Raw genomic sequence first — 22,727 nt, forward strand, 5'->3', positions numbered from 1 at the left:
CACTGAGTCTCCTTCAAGCGGCCTAGTTTCCCATATTCGCAGGCAAGACAAAAGGAAGCCTGTGCCCCGTATGGGTTGGGCCGGAATAAAAAATGCAGAAACCGCAAGCGGCTGAGCTGGATACGAAAAAGCCCCGCCAGATTGGCGGGGCTTTGAGCAGATTAAGGGCGGGCTGGAATTAAGCCTGGCCTTTCACTTCTTTCAGACCGTTGAAAGGAGCTTTGGCACCCAGAGCTTCTTCGATACGGATCAGCTGGTTGTACTTGGCAACACGGTCAGAACGGCTCATGGAACCGGTCTTGATCTGGCCAGCAGCGGTACCCACAGCCAGGTCGGCGATGGTCGCGTCTTCGGTCTCACCGGAACGGTGGGAGATGACGGCAGTGTAACCAGCGTCTTTGGCCATCTTGATGGCAGCCAGAGTTTCGGTCAGGGAACCGATCTGGTTGAACTTGATCAGGATGGAGTTGGCGATGCCGTTGTCGATGCCGCGCTTCAGGATCTTGGTGTTGGTTACGAACAGGTCGTCACCCACGATCTGGATCTTTTTGCCCAGCTCTTTGGTCTGGTAAGCGAAACCGTCCCAGTCAGATTCGTCCAGGCCATCTTCGATGGAGACGATCGGGAACTTGGTGGTCAGGTCAGCCAGGTAGTCAGAGAACTCGTTGGAGGTGAAGATACGACCTTCGCCTTTCAGGTTGTACTCTTTCTTCTCGGCGTCGTAGAACTCGGAAGCAGCGCAGTCCATGGCCAGAGTGATGTCTTTACCCAGTACATAGCCAGCAGCAGCAACGGCTTCTGCGATCACTTCCAGCGCTTCGGCGTTGGATTTCAGGTTGGGAGCGAAACCACCTTCGTCACCAACAGCAGTGTTGTAGCCCTTGGACTTCAGCACTTTGGCCAGGTTGTGGAACACTTCAGCACCCATGCGAACGGCTTCTTTCAGGGTCTTGGCGCCAACCGGCTGGATCATGAACTCCTGGATGTCGACGTTGTTGTCGGCGTGCTCACCACCATTGATGATGTTCATCATCGGCAGCGGCATGGAGTAAACACCCGCAGTGCCGTTCAGCTCGGCGATGTGAGCATACAGCGGCATGCCTTTGGCAGCAGCAGCGGCCTTGGCGTTGGCCAGGGAAACAGCCAGGATGGCGTTAGCGCCAAACTTGGATTTGTTCTCGGTGCCGTCGAGGTCGATCATGATCTGGTCGATAGCAGCCTGGTCCTTGGCATCTTTACCCAGCAGAGCTTGAGCGATCGGGCCGTTTACGGCTTCGAGGGCTTTCAGCACGCCTTTACCCAGGAAACGGCTCTTGTCGCCGTCACGCAGTTCCAGCGCTTCGCGGGAACCGGTAGACGCGCCAGACGGAGCGGCTGCCATACCAACAAAACCACCTTCCAGGTGAACTTCGGCCTCAACGGTCGGGTTACCACGGGAGTCGATGATTTCACGACCGATCACTTTAACGATCTTGGACATGTGTATTTCCTCAGGTTTCGTAAAAAAACAACAAAAATATGCCAAAAAAAGCGGCTGTGGCACAGAGCCTCAACCGCATTTATTTTCAATTACTTCAGATTACGCTTCTGATACTCGCCTGCCGCCTTCACAAAACCGGCAAACAGGGCGTGGCCATCACGGGGAGTTGAGGTGAACTCCGGGTGGAACTGCGCCGCCACAAACCAGGGGTGATCCGGGATCTCGATAATTTCCACCAGTTTCTTGTCGGCGGACAGACCGGTCACTTTCAGACCTGCCGCTTCAATCTGCGGCAGCAGCTTGTTGTTCACTTCGTAACGGTGACGGTGGCGCTCGTAAATGGTCGGGCTGCCGTACATCTGACGCACCTTGGAATCCTCGACCAAGTGGCAGAGCTGGGAGCCCAGACGCATGGTGCCACCCAGATCGGACTTCTCGGTACGGGTCTCGACGTTGCCTTCGTCATCCACCCACTCAGTGATGAGACCGACAACCGGATAGGCGCAATCTTTCTTGAATTCAGAGGAGTGAGCCCCTGTCATGCCAGCGACGTTGCGCGCGAATTCGATCATGGCAACCTGCATGCCGAGGCAGATACCCAGATAAGGGATCTTGTTCTCACGGGCATACTGGGCAGCCAGGATCTTGCCTTCCACACCACGCTCACCGAAACCACCCGGTACCAGGATCGCATCCAGGCCTTCCAGCAGCTCGAAGCCACGGGTCTCGATGTCTTGAGAGTCGATGTACTTGATGGTGACGGAGAGACGGGTCTTCAGGCCACCGTGCTTGAGCGCCTCGTTGACGGACTTGTAGGCATCCGGCAGAGAAACATACTTGCCGACCATGCCGATGGTCACTTCCGCAGTCGAATTGGCCTCTTCGAAGACAACCTGTTCCCACTCGGACAAGTCGGCCTCCTTGCACTCCAGACCGAAACGCTCGGTGAAGTAGGAGTCCAGATTCTGGGACTTGAGCAGTGCCGGGATCTTGTAGATGGAGTCGACGTCTTTCATGGAGATGACGGCGCGTTCTGGCACGTTGCAGAACAGACCGATCTTGGCACGCTCGTTGGCCGGAATGGTGCGATCGGAACGGCAGATCAGCACATCCGGCTGAATACCGATGGAGAGCAGCTCTTTCACGGAGTGCTGGGTCGGCTTGGTCTTCAGTTCACCGGCAGCCGCCAGGTAAGGAACCAGGGTCAGGTGCATGAACATGGCGCTGTTGCGGCCCACTTCAGCCGCCAGCTGACGAATGGCTTCGAGGAACGGCAGGGACTCGATGTCACCCACGGTACCGCCCACTTCGACGATGGCAACCTGATGGCCTTCGGCACCGGCAATCACCCGCTCCTTGATGGCGTTGGTGATGTGCGGGATAACCTGAATAGTGGCGCCCAGATAGTCGCCACGGCGCTCTTTGCGCAGCACGTCAGCGTAGATGCGGCCAGTGGTAAAGTTGTTGCGGCGAGTCATCTTGGTGCGAATGAAACGCTCGTAGTGGCCCAGATCCAGATCGGTCTCGGCCCCGTCCTCGGTTACGAACACTTCACCGTGCTGGGTCGGGCTCATTGTGCCCGGATCCACGTTGATATAGGGGTCCAGTTTCATGATGGTCACATCCAGACCACGGGCTTCCAGAATGGCTGCCAGAGAAGCTGCGGCAATGCCTTTGCCGAGGGATGAAACAACGCCACCAGTTACAAAAATATATTTTGTCGTCATGCTGAACCTGAAAGAAGTTTAGGGAATTTTAAGGGGTGCTTCGGGGATGAAGCAGGACGGGGAAACAGTATACCAAAACCCCCACTCCCAAACAATGAACAAAAATCTATCAGGCTCACAGCGCCATCGTCTTGCGCCAAATCAACTTTGTTCGGTTTCCTTGGCCTTGTCCCAGGCGGAGTCCAGCTTTTCGAGCGAACAATCGGTCATTTTCAAGCCTTCCGCAGCGATAAATTGCTCAACCTGCCGAAAGCGACGCTCGAACTTGGCGTTGGCGCCCCGCAGCACCTGCTCCGGATCCTTGCCCAAGTGACGCACCAGATTGACGGTGGCAAACAAGAGATCGCCAAGCTCATCGCTCACCCGCGCCTCGTCCACGTCGACCATCAGCGCCTCTTCCATCACTTCGTCGATCTCTTCGTGGATCTTGTCCACCACAGGCCCCAGGGTTTTCCAGTCAAAACCGACGGTGGCGCAGCGCTTCTGGATCTTGGCGGCGCGAGTCAGGGCCGGCAGCGAGAGCGGTATGTCATCCAGCACGCTCTCTTTATCGAGTGCCGCCCGCTCTTTGGCTTTTTCCGCCTCCCAGTTCACCTTGACCGCCTGCTCATCGCCAAGATCCGCATCGGAAAACACATGGGGATGACGGCGAATGAGCTTCTCGCTCACCGCATCGACGATATCGGCGAAATCGAACAGCCCCTGCTCCTTGCCCAGCTGGGCATAGAAGACTACCTGAAACAGCAGATCGCCGAGCTCCCCCTTCAACCCCTGCCAATCCTGCGTTTCGATGGCATCGGCAACCTCATAGGCCTCTTCCAGGGTGTGCGGCACTATGGTCTGGAAGCTCTGCTTGAGATCCCAGGGGCAACCTCCTTGCGGGTCACGCAGACGAGACATGATATCGAGCAGTTGGGGCAGATCGTAACGTTGGGACATGGGATGTTAGCTTTCCATTCGTGGTTGCAGGGGCGTGATCAGGAGGGAAACAGTGACCGACCTTGCGGTCGGTCACTGCTGCGGGCGGGTCACCATCAGAGGCGCTTGGCGCTGATCACGTCATTGAGCTGGCTCAACTTGGCCAAGGCCCGGTTGAAGGCGTTGATGTTGTAGATCTCCAGCTCCATGTCGATCTCGGCAGTCTGCTCGCGCACGTTGGAGCGCGAACGCACCCCCATCACGTTGATCTTCTCGTTGGCCAGCACTGTGGTGATGTCCCGCAGCAGACCCGAGCGATCATTGGAGAGGATACGGATGGTAAGGCCATAGCCACCTGAGTAGTTCTCTCCCCACACCGCATCGATCAACCGCTCCGGGTTGCGGCGGGAGAGCTCCTTGAGCTGCTCGCAATCATCCCTGTGGATGGAGACCCCGCGCCCCATGGTGATGAACCCCTGTATGGTGTCGCCCGGAATGGGCTGACAGCAACGGGCTATGTGGGTCATCAGATTGCCGACCCCTTCCACCACTATGTGATCCTTGGGCTTGGGCCTGAACGGGGTATTGGCCTTCTGCTCCAGTTTTTCCAGCACCCGGCGATCTTCTTCCTCCGCCGTCGGCTTGTTGTAACGAGTGTCGAGGTAGTTGAGCAGCTGGTTGATGCGAATGTCACCGCTGCCAATGCCGGCCAGCAGGTCTTCCAGCTCTTCGGCGTGGAAACGCTCCAGCACCACCTTGTCGACCTTGGAGAGGGTCAGGTTGTGTCTGTCCAGCTCTTTTTCCAGCAGTTCCTTGCCGGCGGCTATGTTCTTGTCCTTGTCCAGTTTCCTGAACCAGGTGGCCACCTTGGCTCGTGCCCGGCTGGAGCGCAGGAAGCCGGAGTTGGGGTTCATCCAGTCGCGGCTCGGGTTCGGCTCCTTCTGGGTGATCACCTCCACCTGATCGCCTGTCTGCAGCGCGTAGGTGAACGGCACTATGCGGCCGTCAATCTTGGCACCGATGCAGCGGTGGCCGATCATGCTGTGGACGTGATAGGCAAAATCGAGTGGGGTCGCGCCTGCCGGCAAGTCGATGACATCCCCTTTCGGGGTGAACACATAGACCCTGTCCTCGAATACCTGACTGCGCAGATCTTCGAGCAGGGATCCGCTCTCGGAGAGATCCTCCTGCCAGGCGAGCAGCTTGCGCAGCCACTCGATCTTGTCTTCAAAGTTGTTGGCTTTGTTGGCAGCCTGCGCCCCTTCCTTGTAGCGCCAATGCGCAGCAACGCCGAGCTCGGCATCCTGATGCATCTGGTCAGTACGGATCTGGATCTCCACCGTCTTGCCCTCTGGCCCCACCACGACAGTGTGGATGGACTGGTAACCGTTGGGTTTGGGGTTGGCGACATAGTCGTCAAACTCGCGGGGAATATGGTGGAAATGGGTATGAACGATACCGAGCGCCGCGTAGCAATCCTGCAGCCGCTTGGTCACCACCCGCACGGCACGCACGTCGAACAGCTCGTTGAATTCGAGGTGCTTCTTCTGCATCTTGCGCCAGATGCTGTAGATGTGTTTCGGACGGCCATAGACTTCCGCTTCCACCCCGGCCTCTTTGAGCCCGTCGCGCAGGGACTGCACGAACTCGCGGATGTAACGCTCACGGTCGAGCCGCTTCTCGTCGAGCTGTTTGGCGATCTGCTTGTAAGTGTCCGGGTGCAGGTAACGGAAGGCGAGATCTTCCAGCTCCCATTTGAGCTGACCAATGCCAAGCCGGTTGGCCAGCGGGGCATAGATGTTGGTGATCTCCTGGGCCATCAACACCCGGGTCTCTTCATCTGCCTTCTTGGCTTCCCGCAGGCAGGCAATCCGCTCCGCCAGCTTGATGACAACGGCACGCACATCCTCGACCATGGCGAGCAGCATACGCCGCACATTGTCGACCTGCTCCGGTGAGGTTTCGCTGCGGTGCAGAGTCTGCAGGGAGCGGATGGCTTCCATCTCCAGCACCCCTTCCACCAGCTTGGCGATCTTGGAGCCGAAGTCTTCGTCCATCCGCTCCTGGCTGATGAGGCCGGCTTCGACGAAGGGGTAGATGATGGCGGCTTTGAGAGTACCGAGATCCATGCTGAGCATCAGCAGAATGCCCGCCATCTCGACACCACGCACCAGCAGACGGTTGGTGATCGCCTCGTCACCGAGCGTCAGACAGTACTGATAGACGGTTCGCAGTTGATCCTTGTCACTCTCACCGAGAGAGAGAGAGCTGACCCACTCTTCCAGGGTGAAGTTGTCTTTCAAATGAATATCGCGAACCGCAACCATGGTATCAATCCTTTAAATTATTGGGCCGAAAGCTGCCGCTTCCTCCCCCTCACCTGATAAGACTGCCTCAAATGGGGATATTCGGAGAACTTTTCAAGGCATATTGTCAATAAAGACAATAGAGTTCTCCAACAGGCCCTGCCGATTTACGAGGGTCTAGATTACCTCAATCATTACTGCTCAAACAGCGCCATTGACTCGAGATGACCCGTGTGCGGGAACATGTCGAGCATCCCCAGGCGCACCAGTCGGTAGCCCCCTTTCACCAGCACCTGACTGTCACGGGCCAGGGTGACCGGGTTACAGGAAACGTAGACCACTCGCTTGGGTGAAAGTTTCACGACGTGACCCATCACCTCCAGCGCACCGGGGCGTGCCGGATCCAGCAGCACCAGATCGAACCCTTCCCGCGCCCAGGACATGCCGACTATGTCGCCGCTCAAGTCCGCCTTGTAGAAACGGGCGTTGTCGATGCCGTTGCGACGGGCGTTCTCCTCGGCGCGGGCCACCATGGCCAGATCCCCTTCCACACCCACCACTTCACGGGCCTGACGGGCCAGTGGCAGAGTGAAGTTGCCGATGCCGCAGAACAGATCCAGCACCTTGTCATCCTTGCTCGCACCGAGCCACGCCAGCGCCTGGGCCACCATGCTCTGGTTGATGGGGCCATTGACCTGAATGAAGTCACCGGGAGCGAATGCAAGAGACAGGCCATCCAGTGAGTAGGATGGCTGGAATGCTTGGTGCAGTGGCTCGATGCGTTCATCGGCCGCCTGCAGATAGAGGTCTATCCCCTGCGACTTCGCAAACGCCACCAGCAGGGCGCGATCCGCCTCGTTGGGACGACCGGTGTGGCGCAGCAGCATCATGATCCCCTGCTCTGCCTGGATAAGCTCCGCATGGCCCAGTTCACGCTGGCTCTTGAGGCGATTGAGGCATTCGCGCAGCGGCACTATGAGGGCAGAGAGCGGCTCGGCCAGCACGGGGCAACCCTCAATCTCCACCAGATCGTTGGACTGACGGCGACGAAAACCGACCCGGGTACAGCGGCCATTCTTGTCAAACTTGATGGCCAGCCGGCAGACCCGGCGGTAGGCGCGGGACTCCCCAGTCAGCACGGGCTCGAGCAATGGCGCCTTGATCTGCCCCAGTCGTTCGAACAGGCTGACCAGCCCAGCCTCTTTAGCAGCCTGCTGATCCGCTTCGCCGAGGTGTTGGGCATTGCAGCCGCCGCACTCGCGGTAGTGGTTGCAGAAGGGGGCGATGCGGTTCGCCGCCGGGGTCACTACCTGTTGCAAGGCGGCGTGAGCATACTGCTTCTTATCGTCGAGGATGCGGGCCTTGACCTGCTCGCCGGGCAGGGCCCCTTCGATGAAGATCGCCTTGCCCTGATGACGGCCGATACCGACGCAGTGGTGATCCAGACTGTCTACCGTAAATTCAATACGTTGGGGCTGGGTGGATTTCTTTTGGGGCTTGAAAAACTGGGCCATAAAACTTGGTGCCTATAGGTGGCTATGTCATGATTGTGGAATCTGCAGCAGGCTATTGTCCCACAAGAATAATAGTATGACCAAATCCGGCCTGCGGGCCCGCCCACTGTCGTTGACCCTATTGCCAACCCGGATGATCGGGGGACTATCCGCATGACCAAGTACGGCCTTCGAGCCCGTGTACTGGCCTTTACCATATTGCCGACCCTGATCATTGGCGGCCTGATGGCAGGTTATTTTACTTTCCACCGCTACCAGCAGCTGGAAAACAACCTGATCGATCAGGGCATCAACATCATAGAGCCCCTGGCCATCGCCAGTGAATACGGCATGACCCAGCACAGTCGCGAGTCGCTCAAGCGGCTGATAGGCCTGACCCACCGCAAAAACTCGCCGCTCATCAAGTCCATCGCCGTCTTCACCCAGGACAACCAGCTGTTCGTGACGTCCAACTATCACAGGGACTTCACCCGACTGCGGCTGCCAGATGGCAGCCAGATCCCCGAGCTGACCAGCGTCACCCTGTACGGTGACGACATCATATTGCGCACCCCGATCCAGGCCGAAACCAGCATGGATGGCTTCCCGCTGCCCAGCGACGTGGAGCCGCCCATGATCGGCTACATCTCCATGCAGATGACCACTGACAGGGCCATGATCCTGCAGTATCGCGACACCTTCTTCGCGGTGATCATGGTGCTCATCGGCATCGCCTTCAGTACCCTGTTTGGCTTCAGGCTGGTCAAGAGCGTGACCCAGCCCATCACCGATATGGTGCAGGCGGTGCACAAGATCAGGGAGGGTCGCCTCGACACCCGGGTCAGCGGCCAGCTCACCGGCGAGCTGGACATGCTGAAAAACGGCATCAACGCCATGGCCAAAGCGCTCTCCGAATATCACGAGGAGATGCAGCAGAATATCGATCAGGCCACCTCGGATCTGCGGGAAACACTTGAACAGATAGAGATCCAGAACGTCGAGCTCGACATGGCCAAGAAACGGGCACAGGAGGCTGCGCGGGTCAAATCCGAGTTCCTGGCCAACATGTCCCACGAGCTGCGCACCCCGCTCAATGGCGTCATCGGCTTCACCCGCCAGCTGCTCAAGACGGCGCTGACTCCGAGCCAGACCGACTACATGCAGACCATAGAGAAGTCGGCCCGCAACCTGCTAGGCATCATCAACGACATCCTCGACTTCTCCAAGCTGGAGGCAGGCAAGCTGCAGCTGGAGCATATCCCGTTCAGCCTGCGCGACACCCTCAACGAGACCATGCACCTGCTCGGCCCCAGTGCTCACGACAAGCAGCTCGAACTCTCCCTGCAGGTAGATGCCGAGGTGCCGGACTATCTCACTGGCGATCCCATGCGCCTGCAGCAGGTGCTGACCAACCTCGCCGGCAACGCCATCAAGTTTACCGAGCGTGGCAACGTGGATGTGCACATAGAGCAGACCGGCGGCAGCAACGGCAACAAGGTGCGGCTCAACGTGCTGATCCGCGATACCGGTATCGGCATCTCTGAAGAGCAGCAGCGCCAGTTGTTCCAGGCCTTCAATCAGGCCGACTCCTCCATCTCGCGCCGTTATGGCGGCACGGGCCTGGGTCTGGTCATCACCCAGAAGCTGGTACAGCAGATGGGAGGCCAGATCCGTTTTGAATCCGAGCTGGGCAAGGGGTCCATCTTCTCCTTCAGCCTGGATATGGACGTCTCTCCCCTGCCCCAAACCGAGAAGCTGCCGCTGGATCGCATTCAGGGCAAGCGGGTCTGGCTGCTGGAGCCGGATCCCTTCAGCCACTCTTCCCTGTGTGCCCTGCTGGCCGAATGGCAGCTGGATGTGCAATCTCTCGCCATCGACACCATCTGGCCCGAGATGAGCAATCAGGACATGGTGATCATCGGCAGCAGCACACTGCACACTCCGCAGCAGGTGATCGCTCGCCTCGATGCGCTGGACGGCCAGCAGAACACCATAGTGTTGCTCAGCAGCCACGAGCCATCGCTCTATGAGGCCATGCTGGCCCACGGTGCCCAGCACTGTCTCTCCAAGCCCACCAACCATCGCAAGCTGCTGCACGCCCTGCTCTCCCCCGAGGCGACCAAGAGCGCGCCGCTGCCCACCCCCTCCCCACGCAGCGTGCAGGCGATCAAGGTGCTGGCGGTGGACGACAATGCGGCCAATCTCAAGCTGATCGCCGCCATGCTCAAGGAGATGGTGAGCCAGGTGGTGGTGTGCAAGAACGGCAAGGAGGCCGTCAGACTGGCCCAGAGTCAGCCGTTCGACATCATTTTCATGGATATACAGATGCCGATCATGGATGGCATCAGTGCCACCCAGGCGATCCGCAGCCAGTCCCTCAACACTGAGACGCCCATAGTGGCGGTCACAGCCCACGCCATTCCCGGTGAGCGGGAACGGCTGATCCGGCAGGGGATGGATGACTATCTGGCCAAGCCCATCGACGAGAGCATGCTGGCCCAACTGATCACTGACTTCGCCCACCGTCGCCACCAGAACCACGGGGATCAGCAGATCGACTGGTCCCTGGCGGTGCGTCAGGCAGCTGGCAAGCTGGATCTCGCCAAAGAGATGCTGACCATGCTGATGGCCAGCTTCGACGAGGTGGACCCGGTTCTGGAGGCAGCGTTCGCCGGTCAGGTGGAGGATGCCGAGGTGCTGGCACAGCTGCATCGCCTCAATGGCGGCTGTGCCTATTCCGGGGTGCCCGGCCTGCAACGGCTGCTCTCCCAACTGGAGCAACAACTGCGCGACGGGGTGCAGGTCAGCGAGCTGGAACCCGAGTTGCTGGAGTTGCAGGATGCGATGGAGCAGGTGCGTCGGGAGGCGCCCCTTTACCTCGCCTGAATGCCGTGGATGCAGCGTGGCGCCGGTTGGCAGCCGCTATCAGCCTCCGTTAATGAACAGAGTCGGCCCTGCTTTTTCTGACGCGGGGCGCGCCAGATGATAAAGTTGCGCCGTTTCTACAGGAGTCAACATGACCAACAACGATATTCTGCGCCGTCTGCGCTACGCCCTCACCATCAGCAACGACCAGATGGTCGAGATGTTTGCCAAAGGCAATCTGACGGTCACTCACGCCCAGTTGCACAGCTGGCTGATGAAAGAAGCGGCTGAAGGGGAAGAGCAGGAAGCGGGCTATGTCGCCTGTCCCGATGTAGCCCTGAGCCAGTTCCTCGACGGCTTCATCATAGCGCGCCGCGGTGTGCGGGAAGATGCCCCGGCCCAGGTGATCCCGAACCGGATCAACAACAACATGATACTGCGCAAGCTGCGCATCGGCCTGAACTACAAAGAAGAGGACATGCTCGGCACCCTCAAGCTCGCCGACTTCAACCTCTCCAAGTCCGAACTGAGTGCCCTGTTCCGCTCCAAGGATCACAAGCACTATCAGGATTGCGGGGATCAGATCCTGCGCAACTTCCTCATCGGCCTCACCGCCAAGTACCGCGCCTGAGTCATGGGCCAGCGTATCTGCTCACTGTCAGCCCGTGTCCCGCTGGCCAGTGGGCGGCGCTGGCCGTCGCGCCTTCCCGAACCGGGTGCGAACAGGGCCATATGGCTGCGGTTATGGTCACTCTGCCTCATACTGCTGCTGAGCGCCTGCCAGCCTGCCCCCTATCAGCTCTCGTCCCGTTACCCCAGCGCCAGCCAGAATGAACGCATCGCCTTCCTGATCCTGCACTACACGGACGAGGACGACGCCCACTCACTGCGCCTGCTGACCGAACCGGCCCATCAGGTGAGCGCTCACTACCTGATCCCCCGCGACACCGACCAGACACCGCTGCCCGTCTACCAACTGGTGCCCGACAGCCAACGCGCCTGGCATGCGGGCCGCAGTCGCTGGCACCAGTATGCGGGGCTCAACGCCAGCTCCCTCGGCATCGAAATCGTCAACCTGGGCTATCCGCCGGAAGATGCGCTGCTACCCGCCCACCAGCGGCGCTGGCAGCCCTACACCCAGGCGCAGATCGCCGCCATCGGCGCCCTTACCCAGAAGCTGGTGCAACGCTACCGGATTCCGCCAACCCAGGTGCTGGCCCACAGCGATGTCGCCCCCGAACGCAAGCAGGATCCCGGCCCCCACTTCCCCTGGCGCGAGCTCGCCCTGCACTACGGGGTCGGCGCCTGGCCTGATGAAGCCAGGGTCACAGCCCTGCGCCAGCAGCCAGCACCCGTCTGGAATGCCCTCAACTGGCAACAGCAACTCGCCCGTTACGGTTATGGGGTAGTCCCCAGCGGTACCTGGGATGAGCAGAGCCGCGCCGCCCTGCGCGCCTTCCAGCTCCATTTCCGCCCGGCCCTGGTCAGCGGCGAGCCCGACGAGCAGAGCCAGGCCATCCTCACCGCCCTGCTGGAACGTTACTTCCCCGAGCCTGGCTGAGCCTGTCTCCTGACAACGAAAGAGGGATGCCATGGCATCCCTCTTTCTCACTCCCTTTTCACTGTCCGGATCAGGCCGGCACCAGCAACACCTCTATCCCCGTCTGACGCAACCCCGCCAGCGTCTCGGCCGCAATGGCATCATCGGTGATCAGGGTGTGGATGCGCTGGGTATCGATGATCTTGTGCAGGCTCAACCGACCAAACTTGCTGGAATCGGTCACCACTATGATCCGCTCAGCTACCTTGCACATACAGCGATTGAGACGCGCCTCATCTTCATGATGGGTACTGACGCCACGCTCCAGATCGATGCCATCGACCCCGAGAAACAGCAGGTCAAAATGGTAGTTCTGCAAGGATTGATCCGCCTGGGCACCATAGAAGGAGAGCGACTTGCGGCGCAGGTGTCCCCCCGTCATCAGCAGCTCTACCCCTTCCGCCTCCAGCAGTGCATCCGCCACGTTCATGCCGTTGGTCATCACCACTATCTCCTGATGCTCGCGCAGGTGACGCGCCACCTCCAGTGTGGTGGTTCCCGAGTCAAGAATGAGACGACTTCCCGCCTGTACCAGACTCGCCGCCATGGCGCCAATACGCTGCTTGACCGGTGTGTTGAGCACGCTCTTGTCGGCGATAGTGCGCTCGGGCACTGCCTGATTCGGCTCACACAAGAGAGCCCCACCATAGGCGCGTACCGCTATCCCCTGTTTCTCCAGAAACGCCAGATCATTGCGGATCGTGACTGTGGATACCTGATAGTGACTGGCCAGCTCGTTGACCTGAACGCTGCCATTGCTGCGTAGTTGCTGAATGATGCGTTCCCGCCGCTCGCTGGTGCCAAGCACACTTTTTTCGGTTGTTTGCATAATCTCTCTGCCGGAGTGCTGTGGTGAAATCAGGACTTTCACTTCGTTACGTTTAGCTATTAACGCCCAGCCTTTATGCCAAATCAAGCTTTCATTGGTTTAAAAGCCCTCATTTAGACTCTTCCGAAACATCAAAAGCATTTCGATTCATTTCTTTTTGTGATCTTGCTCAAGATGCGAGCACGCTTTTGTTTCGTTTAAGGGGCTGCACGCCTAGTGTAAAGAAAGACATCGAAAGATTCATTCTGTATTCAGCCATGAGGGAGAGGGAAATGAAATCAATGCTGGCACTGATCACGCAACACAAGCAGGGGGTACTGGTCGGGATTTACGCCGTCTGCTCCGCCCACCCGCTGGTGCTGGAGGCAGCCCTGCGGCTGGCGGCACAGGGAGAGGATCTGCTGCTGGTCGAGGCCACCTCCAATCAGGTGGATCAATTCGGCGGCTATACCGGCATGACGCCGGTGGATTTTCGCGACCGGCTGCACCGGCTCGCCGCCGAGTGCAATTTTCCCCTGCAGCGACTGGTATTGGGAGGCGATCACCTGGGCCCCAACCGCTGGCAGGGGGAGCCAGCCGCGCAGGCCATGGAACACGCCGAGGTGCTGATCGCCAGCTATGTCGCCGCCGGCTTCAAGAAGATCCACCTCGATTGCAGCATGTCCTGCCTGGGGGATCCGGTTCCCCTCCCCGATGAGCTGGTCGCCGAGCGGGCCGCCCGACTGGCCCTGATCGCCGAGCAGACCTGCCAAGCCGAATTTGGCTGCTGCGATCTGGTCTATGTGATAGGCACGGAGGTGCCTGTGCCTGGCGGTGCCCATGAGACGCTGGCCGAGCTGGCCGTGACCACACCGGAAGCCGCCCGCCATACCTTGAGTACCCACCAGCAGGCCTTTGCCAGGGTCGGACTCGAGGCCATCTGGCCCAGGGTGATCGGCCTGGTGGTGCAACCCGGGGTGGAGTTCGACCACACCCATGTCATCGACTATCAGTCCGACAAGGCCGCTCCCCTCAGCCGGATGATCGAAGCCTACCCCCATCTGGTGTTCGAGGCACACTCCACCGACTACCAGACCCCGCAAGCCTACTGCCAGCTGGTGCGCGACCACTTCGCCATCCTCAAGGTCGGCCCTGCCCTCACCTTCGCCCTGCGGGAGGCGCTGTTCTCCCTTGCCGCCATCGAAGAGGAGCTGGTGGTCGCCCGCGCCTGCTCGGGCCTGCGCCAGGTGCTGGAGGAGACAATGCTGGATCGTCCCGACTTCTGGCGCAGCCACTATCAGGGCAATGCCAACGAGTGCCGGCTGGCCCGCGGTTACAGCTATTCCGACCGCATTCGCTACTACTGGCCCGACAGCCGGGTCGACGACTGCTATGCCCGGCTGCTCGCCAACCTGGCCGCCGAGCCCATTCCCCTGCCCCTGCTCAGCCAGCATCTGCCGCTGCAGTACCGCAAGGTGCGCCAGGGCATGCTGTCGGCCAGAGCCCACGACCTCATTCTCGATCAGGTGCAGGAGGTGCTGCGCCAATACGCCCAGGCCTGTGGCACCACCCCCGCCAGTCATTCCCGGCTCACCCCGGTTGCATAAGGAGTTGTAGAGATGATCCTTGGTTATCCAGAAGAGACACTGCGCTCGGCCAACGGCCTGGCCACCGCCCGCGAAATCCGGCAACAGCCCGCCGCCTGGCGGGAGACACTCACCATGGTAGAGGAGTGCCGCGCCACCATAGAGCGCTTCCTGCTGCCCCTGCTGTCCCGGAGCAACCTGCGGGTGATCCTGACCGGCGCCGGCACCTCCGCCTTTGCCGGCCGGGCCCTGGCGCCCTACCTCTGCGGCAGGCTCAACGGCCGCTTCGAGGCGATCGCCACCACAGATATAGTCACCAACCCTGACGTATACCTGGCGCAGGATTACCCGACACTTCTCATCTCCTTCGCCCGCTCCGGCAACAGCCCGGAGAGCATGGCCGCCGTCGAGCTGGCCAGCCAGCTGCTGAGCGAGTGCCACCACCTGGTGCTCACCTGCAACGGCGAAGGGGAGCTCTATCGGCGCTGCCAGAAGGATGTCCGCTCCCTGGCGCTGCTGATGCCGCCCCAGACCCACGACCGCAGCTTCGCCATGACCAGCAGCCTGACCAGCATGATGCTGAGCTGCCTGGCTGTGTTCCTGCCGCGCCAGTTCAATCCCGCCGTCAGCCAGCAGCTCATCGCCCTGGGGGAAGCCATTCTGTCCCAGGCCGAACTGAGCGTGCCCGAGTGGAATCAACCGCTGCCGGAGCGGGTCATCTATCTTGGCAGTGGCAGCCTGCAGGGGGTGGCCCAGGAGGCCGCACTCAAGCTGCTCGAGCTCACCTCGGGTCAGCTGATGGCCATGTATGACTCCCCCACCGGCTTTCGCCACGGGCCGAAATCCGCCATCAACGGCCAGACCCTGATAGTGCTGATGATCTCCAACGATCCCTACACCCGCCAGTACGACCTGGATCTGCTCACCGAGCTTCGCCAGGACGGCCACGCCGCCCGGGTTGTCGCCCTGGCCGATCGGCCCGATCCGCTCATCGCGGCCGGCGAGCACATCTATCTGCCCACCCCCCTCAACGGCGACGATGCCGAGCTGGCGTTCTGCTACCTGCTCTACGCCCAGTACTACGCCTTCCACACAGCGCTGGCGCTGGGTATCACCCCGGACAACCCCTGCCCGAGCGGCCGGGTCAACCGGGTCGTGCAGGGCGTCAACATCTATCCGTTCAACCAGCAAGGAGGCGTCTGATGCCAAACATAGTGCTGAGCCGTATCGACGAGCGGCTGATCCACGGTCAGGTCGGGGTGCAATGGGTCGGGTTTGCCGGCGCCAACCTGGTGCTGGTGGCCAATGACGAGGTGGCGGAAGACCCCATACAGCAGAACCTGATGGAGATGGTGCTGGCGGAGGGGATAGCGGTGCGCTTCTGGCCGCTGCAGAAGGTGATCGACAACATAGGCAAGGCCGCCGATCGCCAGAAGATATTGCTGGTGTGCAAGAACCCGACGGATTTTCGCACCCTGGTCGCGGGGGGCGTGCCCATCCCCCGCATCAACGTCGGCAACATGCACTACGCCGACGGCAAACGTCAGATCCACAAGACGGTATCCGTGGATGAGACGGACATAGCGGCGTTTCGCGCCCTGCAGGACGCCCACGTCGAGTGCTTTGTCCAGGGCGTGCCGACCGAACCGGCACAGGACATTTTCAACCTGATCTGATTAAGGACAATTGTGATGGAAATCAGTTTATTGCAAGGGCTCTTGCTGGGCATTCTGGCGTTCTTCGCCGGACTTGACCTGTTCAACGGCCTGACTCACTTCCACAGGCCAGTGGTACTGGGTCCGCTGGTGGGCCTGATCCTCGGCGACCTGCCCACCGGCATACTGGTGGGCGGCACCCTGGAGCTGGTCTGGATGGGGTTGGCACCGCTGGCGGGGGCGCAACCACCCAACGTCATCATAGGCACCATAGTCGGCGCCACTTTCGCCATCACCACCGGGGTCAAGCCGGATGTGGCGGTCGGGGTCGCGGTGCCGTTCGCGGTGGCGGTCCAGATGGGGATCACCTTCCTCTTCTCGGTGATGTCGGGGGTCATGTCCCGCTGTGACCGGATGGCGGAGGCAGGCGATACCCGCGGCATAGAGAGGGTCAACTACCTGGCCCTGCTGGCGCTCGGCACCTTCTACTTCCTGTGCGCCTTCCTGCCCACCTACTTCGGGGCCGAACACGCCAAGACCGCCATCGACGTGCTGCCCGCCCGCCTCATCGACGGCCTAGGGGTCGCCGGCGGCATCATGCCCGCCATCGGCTTCGCCGTGCTGCTCAAGATCATGATGAAGAACGTCTACATCCCCTACTTCATCCTCGGCTTCGTCGCCGCCGCCTGGCTCAAGCTGCCGGTGCTGGCCATAGCCGCGGCCGCTCTGGCCATGGCCCTGATCGACTTCATGCGCAAGGACCCGGCGCCGCAAGCCCGCCCCACCCAGGAGGAAACTGAAGATGGTATCTAACAACACAGCCCGGCAGATCGCCCCGGCGGCCGAGCCGCAACCGACCCGCGCCGTCTCCGACGACGTCTACGAAGATCAGCAACTGGGGGCCGAGCTGACCCGCCAGGACATCAATCGCTTTGCCTGGCGCTCCCTGCTGTTGCAGGCCTCCTTCAACTACGAGCGGATGCAGGCCTCCGGCTGGCTCTACGGCCTGCTGCCGGCGCTGCAGAAGATCCACACCAACCCCAAGGATCTCTCCCGGGCCATGAAGGGACACATGGGCTTCTTCAACACCCACCCTTTCCTGGTCACTTTCGTGATGGGCATAGTGCTGGCGATGGAGCGCTCCAAGCAGAACGTCAACAGCATACAGAGCACCAAGATAGCGGTCGGCGCACCGCTGGGCGGGATCGGGGATGCCATGTTCTGGCTCACCCTGCTGCCCATCTGCGGCGGTATCGGCGCCGATCTGGCGCTGCAGGGCTCCATCATGGGCGCCGTGTTCTTCTTCCTGCTGTTCAATGTGGTGCACTTCGGCCTGCGCTTCGGGCTGGCGCACTACGCCTACCGCATGGGGGTCGCCGCCATTCCGCTCATCAAGGCCAACACCCGCAAGGTGGGCCATGCCGCCTCCATCGTCGGCATGACGGTGATCGGCGCCCTGGTCGCCACCTATGTGCGGCTCGGCACCACCCTGGAGATCACCGCCGGTGATGCGGTGGTGAAACTGCAGGCGGACGTGCTCGACAAGCTGATGCCGGCCTTCCTGCCGCTGCTCTACACCCTGGCCATGTATGCGCTGATCCGCCGCGGCTGGAGTCCGCTGAGCCTCATCGTCATCACGGTCGTGCTCGGTATCGTCGGCAAGTTTGCAGGCTTCCTCTAATCCGGTGCCGGCGACAGGCCGGCCCCTTTGCAGTAAAGGAACACCTTATGTTGGGCATCATCATTTGCGGTCATGGCGGCTTTGCCAGCGGCATGGAGCAGGCCATGATCCAGATCCTCGGCGAGCAGGAGGCGGTCGTCGCCATCGACTTTCCCGAGTCCTCCACCACGGCCTTGCTGCAGAGCCAGTGCGAGGCAGCGCTGGCCCGGGTCGACCGTGGCGACGGCGTGGTCTTTCTGACCGATCTGCTGGGCGGCACCCCGTTTCGGGTCGCCTCTACCCTGGCGCTGCGCCAGCCAGACCGGGAAGTCGTGACCGGCACCAATCTGCAGCTGCTGCTGGAGATGACCATGGATCGCGGCGAGCTGACCCCGTCCCAGTTTCGCGAGCAAGCCCTGTGCTGCGGTCATCGCGGCCTCACCAGTCTGGTGGACGAGCTGGCGCGCGAGCGGGCCGAAGCGCGGGTCGAGGAGGGTATCTAGATGGCAACACGGATCCGTGCCCGTCGCCTGCTGACCGAGCAGGGTTGGCTCGAACATCAAGTACTTACCCATGAGGGCGGCATCATCACCGCCATCGCCCCCATACCGGCAGACGATCCGGTGCGGGAGGTCGAGTTGCTGGTGCCCGCCTTCATCGATGGCCACGTTCACGGCGGGGCCGGCGTCGATGTGATGGACGAGGAGGCCGGCGTGCTGGCCCGGCTTTCTCTCGCCAAGGCGACGGAAGGGGTCGGTGCCTTCCTCGCCACCACGGTTACCGCACCGCTACCCGCCATAGCACGCGCCCTGAATCGGGTCGCCGATGCCATGGAGAGCGGCATGCCGGGCGCCCAGCTGCTCGGCAGCTACCTGGAGGGGCCCTACTTCACCCCCGACAACAAGGGCGCCCACGATCCGGCGCTGTTCCGGGAACTCGACCTGGCGGAGCTGGCACAGTTGCAGCGTCAGGCACGTGGCACCCTGAAGGTTGTCGCCCTCGCCCCCGAGAAAGCCAACGCCCTGGCGGCCATCTGCCACCTCAAGGCGGCCGGCATCCGGGTCATGCTGGGTCACTCCGCCGCCGACCACGACACAACACAGGCGGCACTGACGGCCGGTGCGACCGGCCTGGTGCACTGTTTCAACGGCATGCGCGGACTGCACCACAGGGAACCCGGCATGGTGGGGGCCGGTCTGGTGCATCCCACCGCCTGGCTGGAGCTCATCGCCGATGGCCATCATGTGCATCCTACCGTACTCAAGCTGTGCCACCGCTGCGCCGGGGATCGCCTGCTGCTCATCACGGATGCCATGCGCGCCGCCGGCATGCCGGACGGCCACTACCTGCTCGGTGACTACCGAGTGGAGATGAAGGACGGAGTGGTGCGTACCGCCACCGGCGGCCTAGCGGGCAGTACCCTCACCCTGATCGGGGCCGTGCGCAACATGGTGCATCTGGCCGGGGTACCCCTTGCAGACGCGATCCAGATGGCATCGCTGGCTCCCGCCCGCATGCTCGGCATTGACGACCAGCTGGGCTCGCTGGCCGTCGGCAAACGGGCCAACCTGCTCGCCCTCACACCGGCCCTCTACCAGCAACATATCTGGGTCGCCGGCAGGGAGATAACTCCCGCCAGCGCCCCCGCCTCTTTCTCTGAACCCGACGCCACTGAAGGCGCCAAGGAGTCCTCATGTATCTGATCTCGTCTCACGAAATGCTCAAGGATGCCCAGCGCCGCGGCTACGCGGTACCGGCCTTCAACATCCACAACCTGGAAACCGTCGAAGTGGTGGCCCGCACCGCCGCCCATCTGAAATCTCCCGTCATCCTGGCCGCCACGCCCGGCACCTATCGCCACGCCGGGGTCGAGTATCTGGTCTCCATCTGCGCTTCGGCGGCCCACCAGTACCGCATACCGCTGGTGCTGCACTTGGACCACCACGAGGATGAACAGGATATCCACTTCAAGGTCGAATCCGGCATTCACTCCGCCATGATCGACGCTTCCCACCTGCCATTCGAGGAGAACGTCGCCAAGGTGCAGCGGGTCGTCACCTTCTGCCACCGCATGGGGGCGAGCGTGGAGGCCGAGCTGGGCCAGCTCGGCGGGCAGGAGGATGACCTGATTGTGGACGCCGCCAACGCCCACCTGACCGATCCGGACAAGGCGGCCGAGTTCGTGGCGCGCACCGGCATCGACTCCCTCGCCGTGGCCATCGGCACGGCGCACGGCCTCTACAAGGAAGAGCCACGTCTCGACTTTGATCGCCTCGCCGCCATCCGGAACAGGGTCTCCATTCCGCTGGTGCTGCACGGCGCCTCCGGCATTCCCGACCGGGACGTACGCCGCTGCATCGCGCTCGGGGTATGCAAGGTCAACGTGGCCACCGAGCTGAAGATAGCCTTCGCCGACGCCATGAAGGCCTTCCTCGCCGCCCACCCGGATGCCAGCGATCCGCGCCAGTATCTGGTGCCCGCCATGGCCGCCATGGAGGAGGTGGTCGCCGCCAAGATCCGCATGTGCATGAGCGACGGCAAGCTGTAACCGGTCAGCGGGCTCGCCAGCTAGGTGAGCCCGCACCAGATCCCGCAAATCCGCCAGCATCAGGAGGACACCAAGCCCCATCACCCCAGTCACACCGCCATTCATCATCTATACGGAGATAAATATGAACGCACGTACCGCCATGACGCTGCTGGTCCTGCTGACCCTGCCCGCCCTCGCCCGGGCCGAGGTGATGTCGCTGCAGGGCAACCAGTACCAGATCAGCGTCAAAACGGATGCCGGAAAATTCCAGGAGATCACCTTCACCAACAGGGCGAACGGGGATGTCATCCGCTCGAATACCCTGTTCGATATCAAGGGGCTGGATGACAGGCTGACCTCGTCGGCCGACTTCACTGTAGATGCGTTTGCCAAAGAGCAGGACCACATTGACATCGCACTGAGCAACGCCGACTTCCTGATCAAGAGCGAGATCCGGCTGGCCAAAGACAAGCGCTACGCCAGCATCGACTTCTCCCTCGACACCCTCAAGAATGGCAAGCGGATCAACGGCTTCTCCATGCTGCCGTTCCACTCCCAGGCACCCTTTGTCTACGGCGCCATCAACAGCTCGCCCATCGTCAGCGACAGTTTCTTCATCACGCCACAGAATCCACTGGTCAACACCCGCGCCTACGAGGGGGGCATCAGCCAGCTGATCCCGCTCGCGCTGCCGCTGGAGCAGGGCAAGCCGCTCACCTATCGCACCTATGTCGGCACCTTCGGCGAGGGCCAGCTCAGACGTGACTTCAACCAGTTCATCAACGACGCCCGTGACAGACCCTACGCCCCCTATCTGCACTACAACTCCTGGCTCGATATCGGCTTCTTCAACCCCTACACGGAAGACGACGCCCTCACCCGCATCACGCAGTTTGGCGAGGAGCTGGTCACCAAACGCGGTGTGCCCATGAGCGGCTTCCTGTTTGACGATGGCTGGGATGACCGCAAGGGCAACTGGGGATTCAGCAAGGACTTTCCTCATGGTTTCAGCAAGCTGAAAAAGGCGGCAGAAGAATATCACGCCCAGCTCGGCATCTGGTTCTCCCCCTGGGGTGGCTACAACAAGCCGAGGGATGAGCGGGTCTCCCATGCCGCCGAGTTTGGCTATGAGCTGAGCGATGGCAAGTTCGCCCTCTCGGGCCCCGTCTACTACAAAAACTTCCACCAGAAAGTGATGTCACTCATTCAGGATCAGGGGGTCACCCACTTCAAGTTCGATGGTACCGGCAACGCCAACAAGCAGATCAAGGGCAGCCAGTTCACCAGCGACTTTGATGCCGCCATCCATCTGATCTCGGATGCCCGCACCGCCAATAAAGAGGTCTTCATCAATCTGACCACGGGCACCACGGCCTCTCCCTCCTGGCTCTTCTTCGCCGATTCCATCTGGCGCGGCGGCGATGACATCAACTTCTATGGCCCCGGCTCCAGGGTACAACAGTGGATTACCTACCGGGATGCGGAGACCTACCGCTCCATCGTCAAGCAAGGCCCGCTGTTTCCGCTCAACTCCCTGATGCTGCACGGGCTTGTCTATGCCAAGCAGGCCAAACATCTGGAGCAGCAGTCGCCACAAGATTTTGCCGATCAGGCCTGGAGCTACTTTGCCACCGGCACCCAGTTGCAGGAGCTCTACATCACACCGGAGCTGCTGACTGGCGAGAACTGGGATCTGCTGGCCAAGGCGGCGCTCTGGTCGCAGCAGAACCAGGCCGTGCTGTTTGACAGCCACTGGATTGGCGGCGACCCCACCCTGCTGGCTGTCTATGGCTGGGCGGCGTGGAGCCCGGCAAAGTCTTTCATTACCCTGCGTAACCCTTCGAGCCAGCCTCAACAGTTCTTCCTGGAACCGACAGGCCAGCTTGAAGTGCCCACCACAGAGGCGAAAGGCTTTAATATCAAGCCACTATATGGCGACAACAAAACCGTGCCGACTTCAATCAGTGATGGAATGGTCATCAAACTGACACCACTGGAGCTCATCACCCTGGAGCTGACGCCCATCAAATAGGCATGAATCCAATCAGCCGGTGGCTGATGCTATACAAAAGGGACGCCGCGGCGTCCCTTTTCATCTC

The 22,727-nt window shown here is 60.9% G+C and carries 18 protein-coding genes; 12 read left to right on the forward strand and 6 right to left on the reverse strand.

Annotation, left to right across the window (positions count from 1 at the left end; translation table 11 throughout):
* Positions 1-178: 178 nt before the first annotated feature.
* From eno to rlmD, 5 genes are all read right to left on the reverse strand, one after another.
* Positions 179-1,480: a phosphopyruvate hydratase gene (gene eno / locus ONZ54_RS18490; RefSeq protein WP_005318874.1), complete on the reverse strand. Its 1,302-nt coding sequence runs from the start codon at positions 1,478-1,480 to the stop codon at positions 179-181.
* Positions 1,481-1,569: 89 nt separating this feature from the next.
* Entirely contained in the window at positions 1,570-3,207 is a 1,638-nt protein-coding gene (pyrG, locus tag ONZ54_RS18495) for a glutamine hydrolyzing CTP synthase (RefSeq protein WP_005318871.1), read from the reverse strand.
* 141 nt (positions 3,208-3,348) lie between these two features.
* Entirely contained in the window at positions 3,349-4,146 is a 798-nt protein-coding gene (mazG, locus tag ONZ54_RS18500) for a nucleoside triphosphate pyrophosphohydrolase (RefSeq protein WP_271786863.1), read from the reverse strand.
* A gap of 95 nt (positions 4,147-4,241) precedes the next feature.
* On the reverse strand, positions 4,242-6,452 hold the full coding sequence (relA, locus tag ONZ54_RS18505) for a GTP diphosphokinase (RefSeq protein WP_271786864.1): 2,211 nt from the start codon (positions 6,450-6,452) through the stop codon (positions 4,242-4,244).
* A 173-nt stretch (positions 6,453-6,625) separates the two neighbouring features.
* Positions 6,626-7,945 carry a 23S rRNA (uracil(1939)-C(5))-methyltransferase RlmD gene (gene rlmD, locus ONZ54_RS18510; protein WP_271786865.1) on the reverse strand — a complete coding sequence of 440 codons (1,320 nt, stop codon included), beginning with the start codon at positions 7,943-7,945 and terminating at the stop codon, positions 6,626-6,628.
* A 153-nt stretch (positions 7,946-8,098) separates the two neighbouring features.
* On the opposite strand from rlmD, the gene barA reads away from it, so the two are divergent.
* From barA to ONZ54_RS18525, 3 genes are all read left to right on the forward strand, one after another.
* Positions 8,099-10,810 carry a two-component sensor histidine kinase BarA gene (barA, locus tag ONZ54_RS18515; protein WP_058395218.1) on the forward strand — a complete coding sequence of 904 codons (2,712 nt, stop codon included), beginning with the start codon at positions 8,099-8,101 and terminating at the stop codon, positions 10,808-10,810.
* Between the two features lie 130 nt (positions 10,811-10,940).
* Complete coding sequence (locus tag ONZ54_RS18520; RefSeq protein ID WP_271786866.1) at positions 10,941-11,420, forward strand: YehS family protein; 480 nt, start codon at positions 10,941-10,943, stop codon at positions 11,418-11,420.
* Between the two features lie 3 nt (positions 11,421-11,423).
* Positions 11,424-12,350, forward strand: a complete 927-nt coding sequence (locus ONZ54_RS18525; protein WP_271786867.1) for an N-acetylmuramoyl-L-alanine amidase — start codon at positions 11,424-11,426, stop codon at positions 12,348-12,350.
* A 70-nt stretch (positions 12,351-12,420) separates the two neighbouring features.
* Here the strand turns inward: ONZ54_RS18525 and ONZ54_RS18530 are convergent, their stop codons facing one another.
* Positions 12,421-13,218, reverse strand: coding sequence for a DeoR family transcriptional regulator (locus ONZ54_RS18530; protein WP_058395219.1), 798 nt, complete (start codon positions 13,216-13,218; stop codon positions 12,421-12,423).
* Positions 13,219-13,490: 272 nt separating this feature from the next.
* Between ONZ54_RS18530 and kbaZ the strand changes: the two genes are divergently transcribed.
* The 9 genes from kbaZ to ONZ54_RS18575 all read left to right on the forward strand — a co-directional run bounded on the left by kbaZ (position 13,491) and on the right by ONZ54_RS18575 (position 22,660).
* Positions 13,491-14,804 carry a tagatose-bisphosphate aldolase subunit KbaZ gene (gene kbaZ / locus ONZ54_RS18535; protein ID WP_271786868.1) on the forward strand — a complete coding sequence of 438 codons (1,314 nt, stop codon included), beginning with the start codon at positions 13,491-13,493 and terminating at the stop codon, positions 14,802-14,804.
* 12 nt (positions 14,805-14,816) lie between these two features.
* A complete protein-coding gene (locus ONZ54_RS18540; RefSeq protein ID WP_058395221.1) occupies positions 14,817-15,986 on the forward strand; it encodes an SIS domain-containing protein in 1,170 nt (389 codons plus the stop codon).
* Complete coding sequence (agaV, locus tag ONZ54_RS18545; RefSeq protein WP_042872688.1) at positions 15,986-16,459, forward strand: PTS N-acetylgalactosamine transporter subunit IIB; 474 nt, start codon at positions 15,986-15,988, stop codon at positions 16,457-16,459. The genes ONZ54_RS18540 and agaV overlap by 1 nt, the downstream gene beginning before the upstream one ends.
* 15 nt (positions 16,460-16,474) lie before the next feature.
* Entirely contained in the window at positions 16,475-17,251 is a 777-nt protein-coding gene (agaW, locus tag ONZ54_RS18550; protein WP_043142155.1) for a PTS N-acetylgalactosamine transporter subunit IIC, read from the forward strand.
* The gene (gene agaE, locus ONZ54_RS18555; RefSeq protein ID WP_271786869.1) at positions 17,241-18,119 is read left to right on the forward strand and encodes a PTS N-acetylgalactosamine transporter subunit IID; all 879 of its coding nucleotides are present in this window, start codon (positions 17,241-17,243) and stop codon (positions 18,117-18,119) included. Before agaW ends, agaE begins: the two co-directional genes overlap by 11 nt.
* A gap of 47 nt (positions 18,120-18,166) precedes the next feature.
* On the forward strand, positions 18,167-18,601 hold the full coding sequence (gene agaF / locus ONZ54_RS18560) for a PTS galactosamine/N-acetylgalactosamine transporter subunit IIA (RefSeq protein ID WP_065401346.1): 435 nt from the start codon (positions 18,167-18,169) through the stop codon (positions 18,599-18,601).
* A complete protein-coding gene (nagA, locus tag ONZ54_RS18565; RefSeq protein ID WP_271786870.1) occupies positions 18,602-19,801 on the forward strand; it encodes an N-acetylglucosamine-6-phosphate deacetylase in 1,200 nt (399 codons plus the stop codon).
* Positions 19,792-20,646, forward strand: a complete 855-nt coding sequence (locus tag ONZ54_RS18570) for a tagatose bisphosphate family class II aldolase (protein WP_271786871.1) — start codon at positions 19,792-19,794, stop codon at positions 20,644-20,646. The genes nagA and ONZ54_RS18570 overlap by 10 nt, the downstream gene beginning before the upstream one ends.
* Positions 20,647-20,770: 124 nt before the next feature.
* Complete coding sequence (locus ONZ54_RS18575; protein ID WP_271786872.1) at positions 20,771-22,660, forward strand: alpha-amylase family protein; 1,890 nt, start codon at positions 20,771-20,773, stop codon at positions 22,658-22,660.
* Positions 22,661-22,727 lie beyond the last annotated feature (67 nt).

Origin of the sequence: Aeromonas salmonicida (assembly GCF_028355655.1) — a bacterium.
GTDB lineage: Bacteria > Pseudomonadota > Gammaproteobacteria > Enterobacterales > Aeromonadaceae > Aeromonas > Aeromonas salmonicida.

What these genes read in the sequence shown, in the direction of transcription:
- agaW (WP_043142155.1), top strand. Translation starts at nt 16,475, where the DNA reads ATGGAAATCAGTTTATTGCAAGGGCTCTTGCTGGGCATTCTGGCGTTC.
- agaV (WP_042872688.1), top strand. Translation starts at nt 15,986, where the DNA reads ATGCCAAACATAGTGCTGAGCCGTATCGACGAGCGGCTGATCCACGGT.
- ONZ54_RS18575 (WP_271786872.1), top strand. Translation starts at nt 20,771, where the DNA reads ATGAACGCACGTACCGCCATGACGCTGCTGGTCCTGCTGACCCTGCCC.
- barA (WP_058395218.1), top strand. Translation starts at nt 8,099, where the DNA reads ATGACCAAGTACGGCCTTCGAGCCCGTGTACTGGCCTTTACCATATTG.
- agaF (WP_065401346.1), top strand. Translation starts at nt 18,167, where the DNA reads ATGTTGGGCATCATCATTTGCGGTCATGGCGGCTTTGCCAGCGGCATG.
- rlmD (WP_271786865.1), bottom strand. Translation starts at nt 7,945, where the DNA reads ATGGCCCAGTTTTTCAAGCCCCAAAAGAAATCCACCCAGCCCCAACGT.
- kbaZ (WP_271786868.1), top strand. Translation starts at nt 13,491, where the DNA reads ATGAAATCAATGCTGGCACTGATCACGCAACACAAGCAGGGGGTACTG.
- ONZ54_RS18570 (WP_271786871.1), top strand. Translation starts at nt 19,792, where the DNA reads ATGTATCTGATCTCGTCTCACGAAATGCTCAAGGATGCCCAGCGCCGC.
- eno (WP_005318874.1), bottom strand. Translation starts at nt 1,480, where the DNA reads ATGTCCAAGATCGTTAAAGTGATCGGTCGTGAAATCATCGACTCCCGT.
- pyrG (WP_005318871.1), bottom strand. Translation starts at nt 3,207, where the DNA reads ATGACGACAAAATATATTTTTGTAACTGGTGGCGTTGTTTCATCCCTC.
- ONZ54_RS18525 (WP_271786867.1), top strand. Translation starts at nt 11,424, where the DNA reads ATGGGCCAGCGTATCTGCTCACTGTCAGCCCGTGTCCCGCTGGCCAGT.
- mazG (WP_271786863.1), bottom strand. Translation starts at nt 4,146, where the DNA reads ATGTCCCAACGTTACGATCTGCCCCAACTGCTCGATATCATGTCTCGT.
- ONZ54_RS18540 (WP_058395221.1), top strand. Translation starts at nt 14,817, where the DNA reads ATGATCCTTGGTTATCCAGAAGAGACACTGCGCTCGGCCAACGGCCTG.
- relA (WP_271786864.1), bottom strand. Translation starts at nt 6,452, where the DNA reads ATGGTTGCGGTTCGCGATATTCATTTGAAAGACAACTTCACCCTGGAA.
- ONZ54_RS18520 (WP_271786866.1), top strand. Translation starts at nt 10,941, where the DNA reads ATGACCAACAACGATATTCTGCGCCGTCTGCGCTACGCCCTCACCATC.
- ONZ54_RS18530 (WP_058395219.1), bottom strand. Translation starts at nt 13,218, where the DNA reads ATGCAAACAACCGAAAAAAGTGTGCTTGGCACCAGCGAGCGGCGGGAA.
- agaE (WP_271786869.1), top strand. Translation starts at nt 17,241, where the DNA reads ATGGTATCTAACAACACAGCCCGGCAGATCGCCCCGGCGGCCGAGCCG.
- nagA (WP_271786870.1), top strand. Translation starts at nt 18,602, where the DNA reads ATGGCAACACGGATCCGTGCCCGTCGCCTGCTGACCGAGCAGGGTTGG.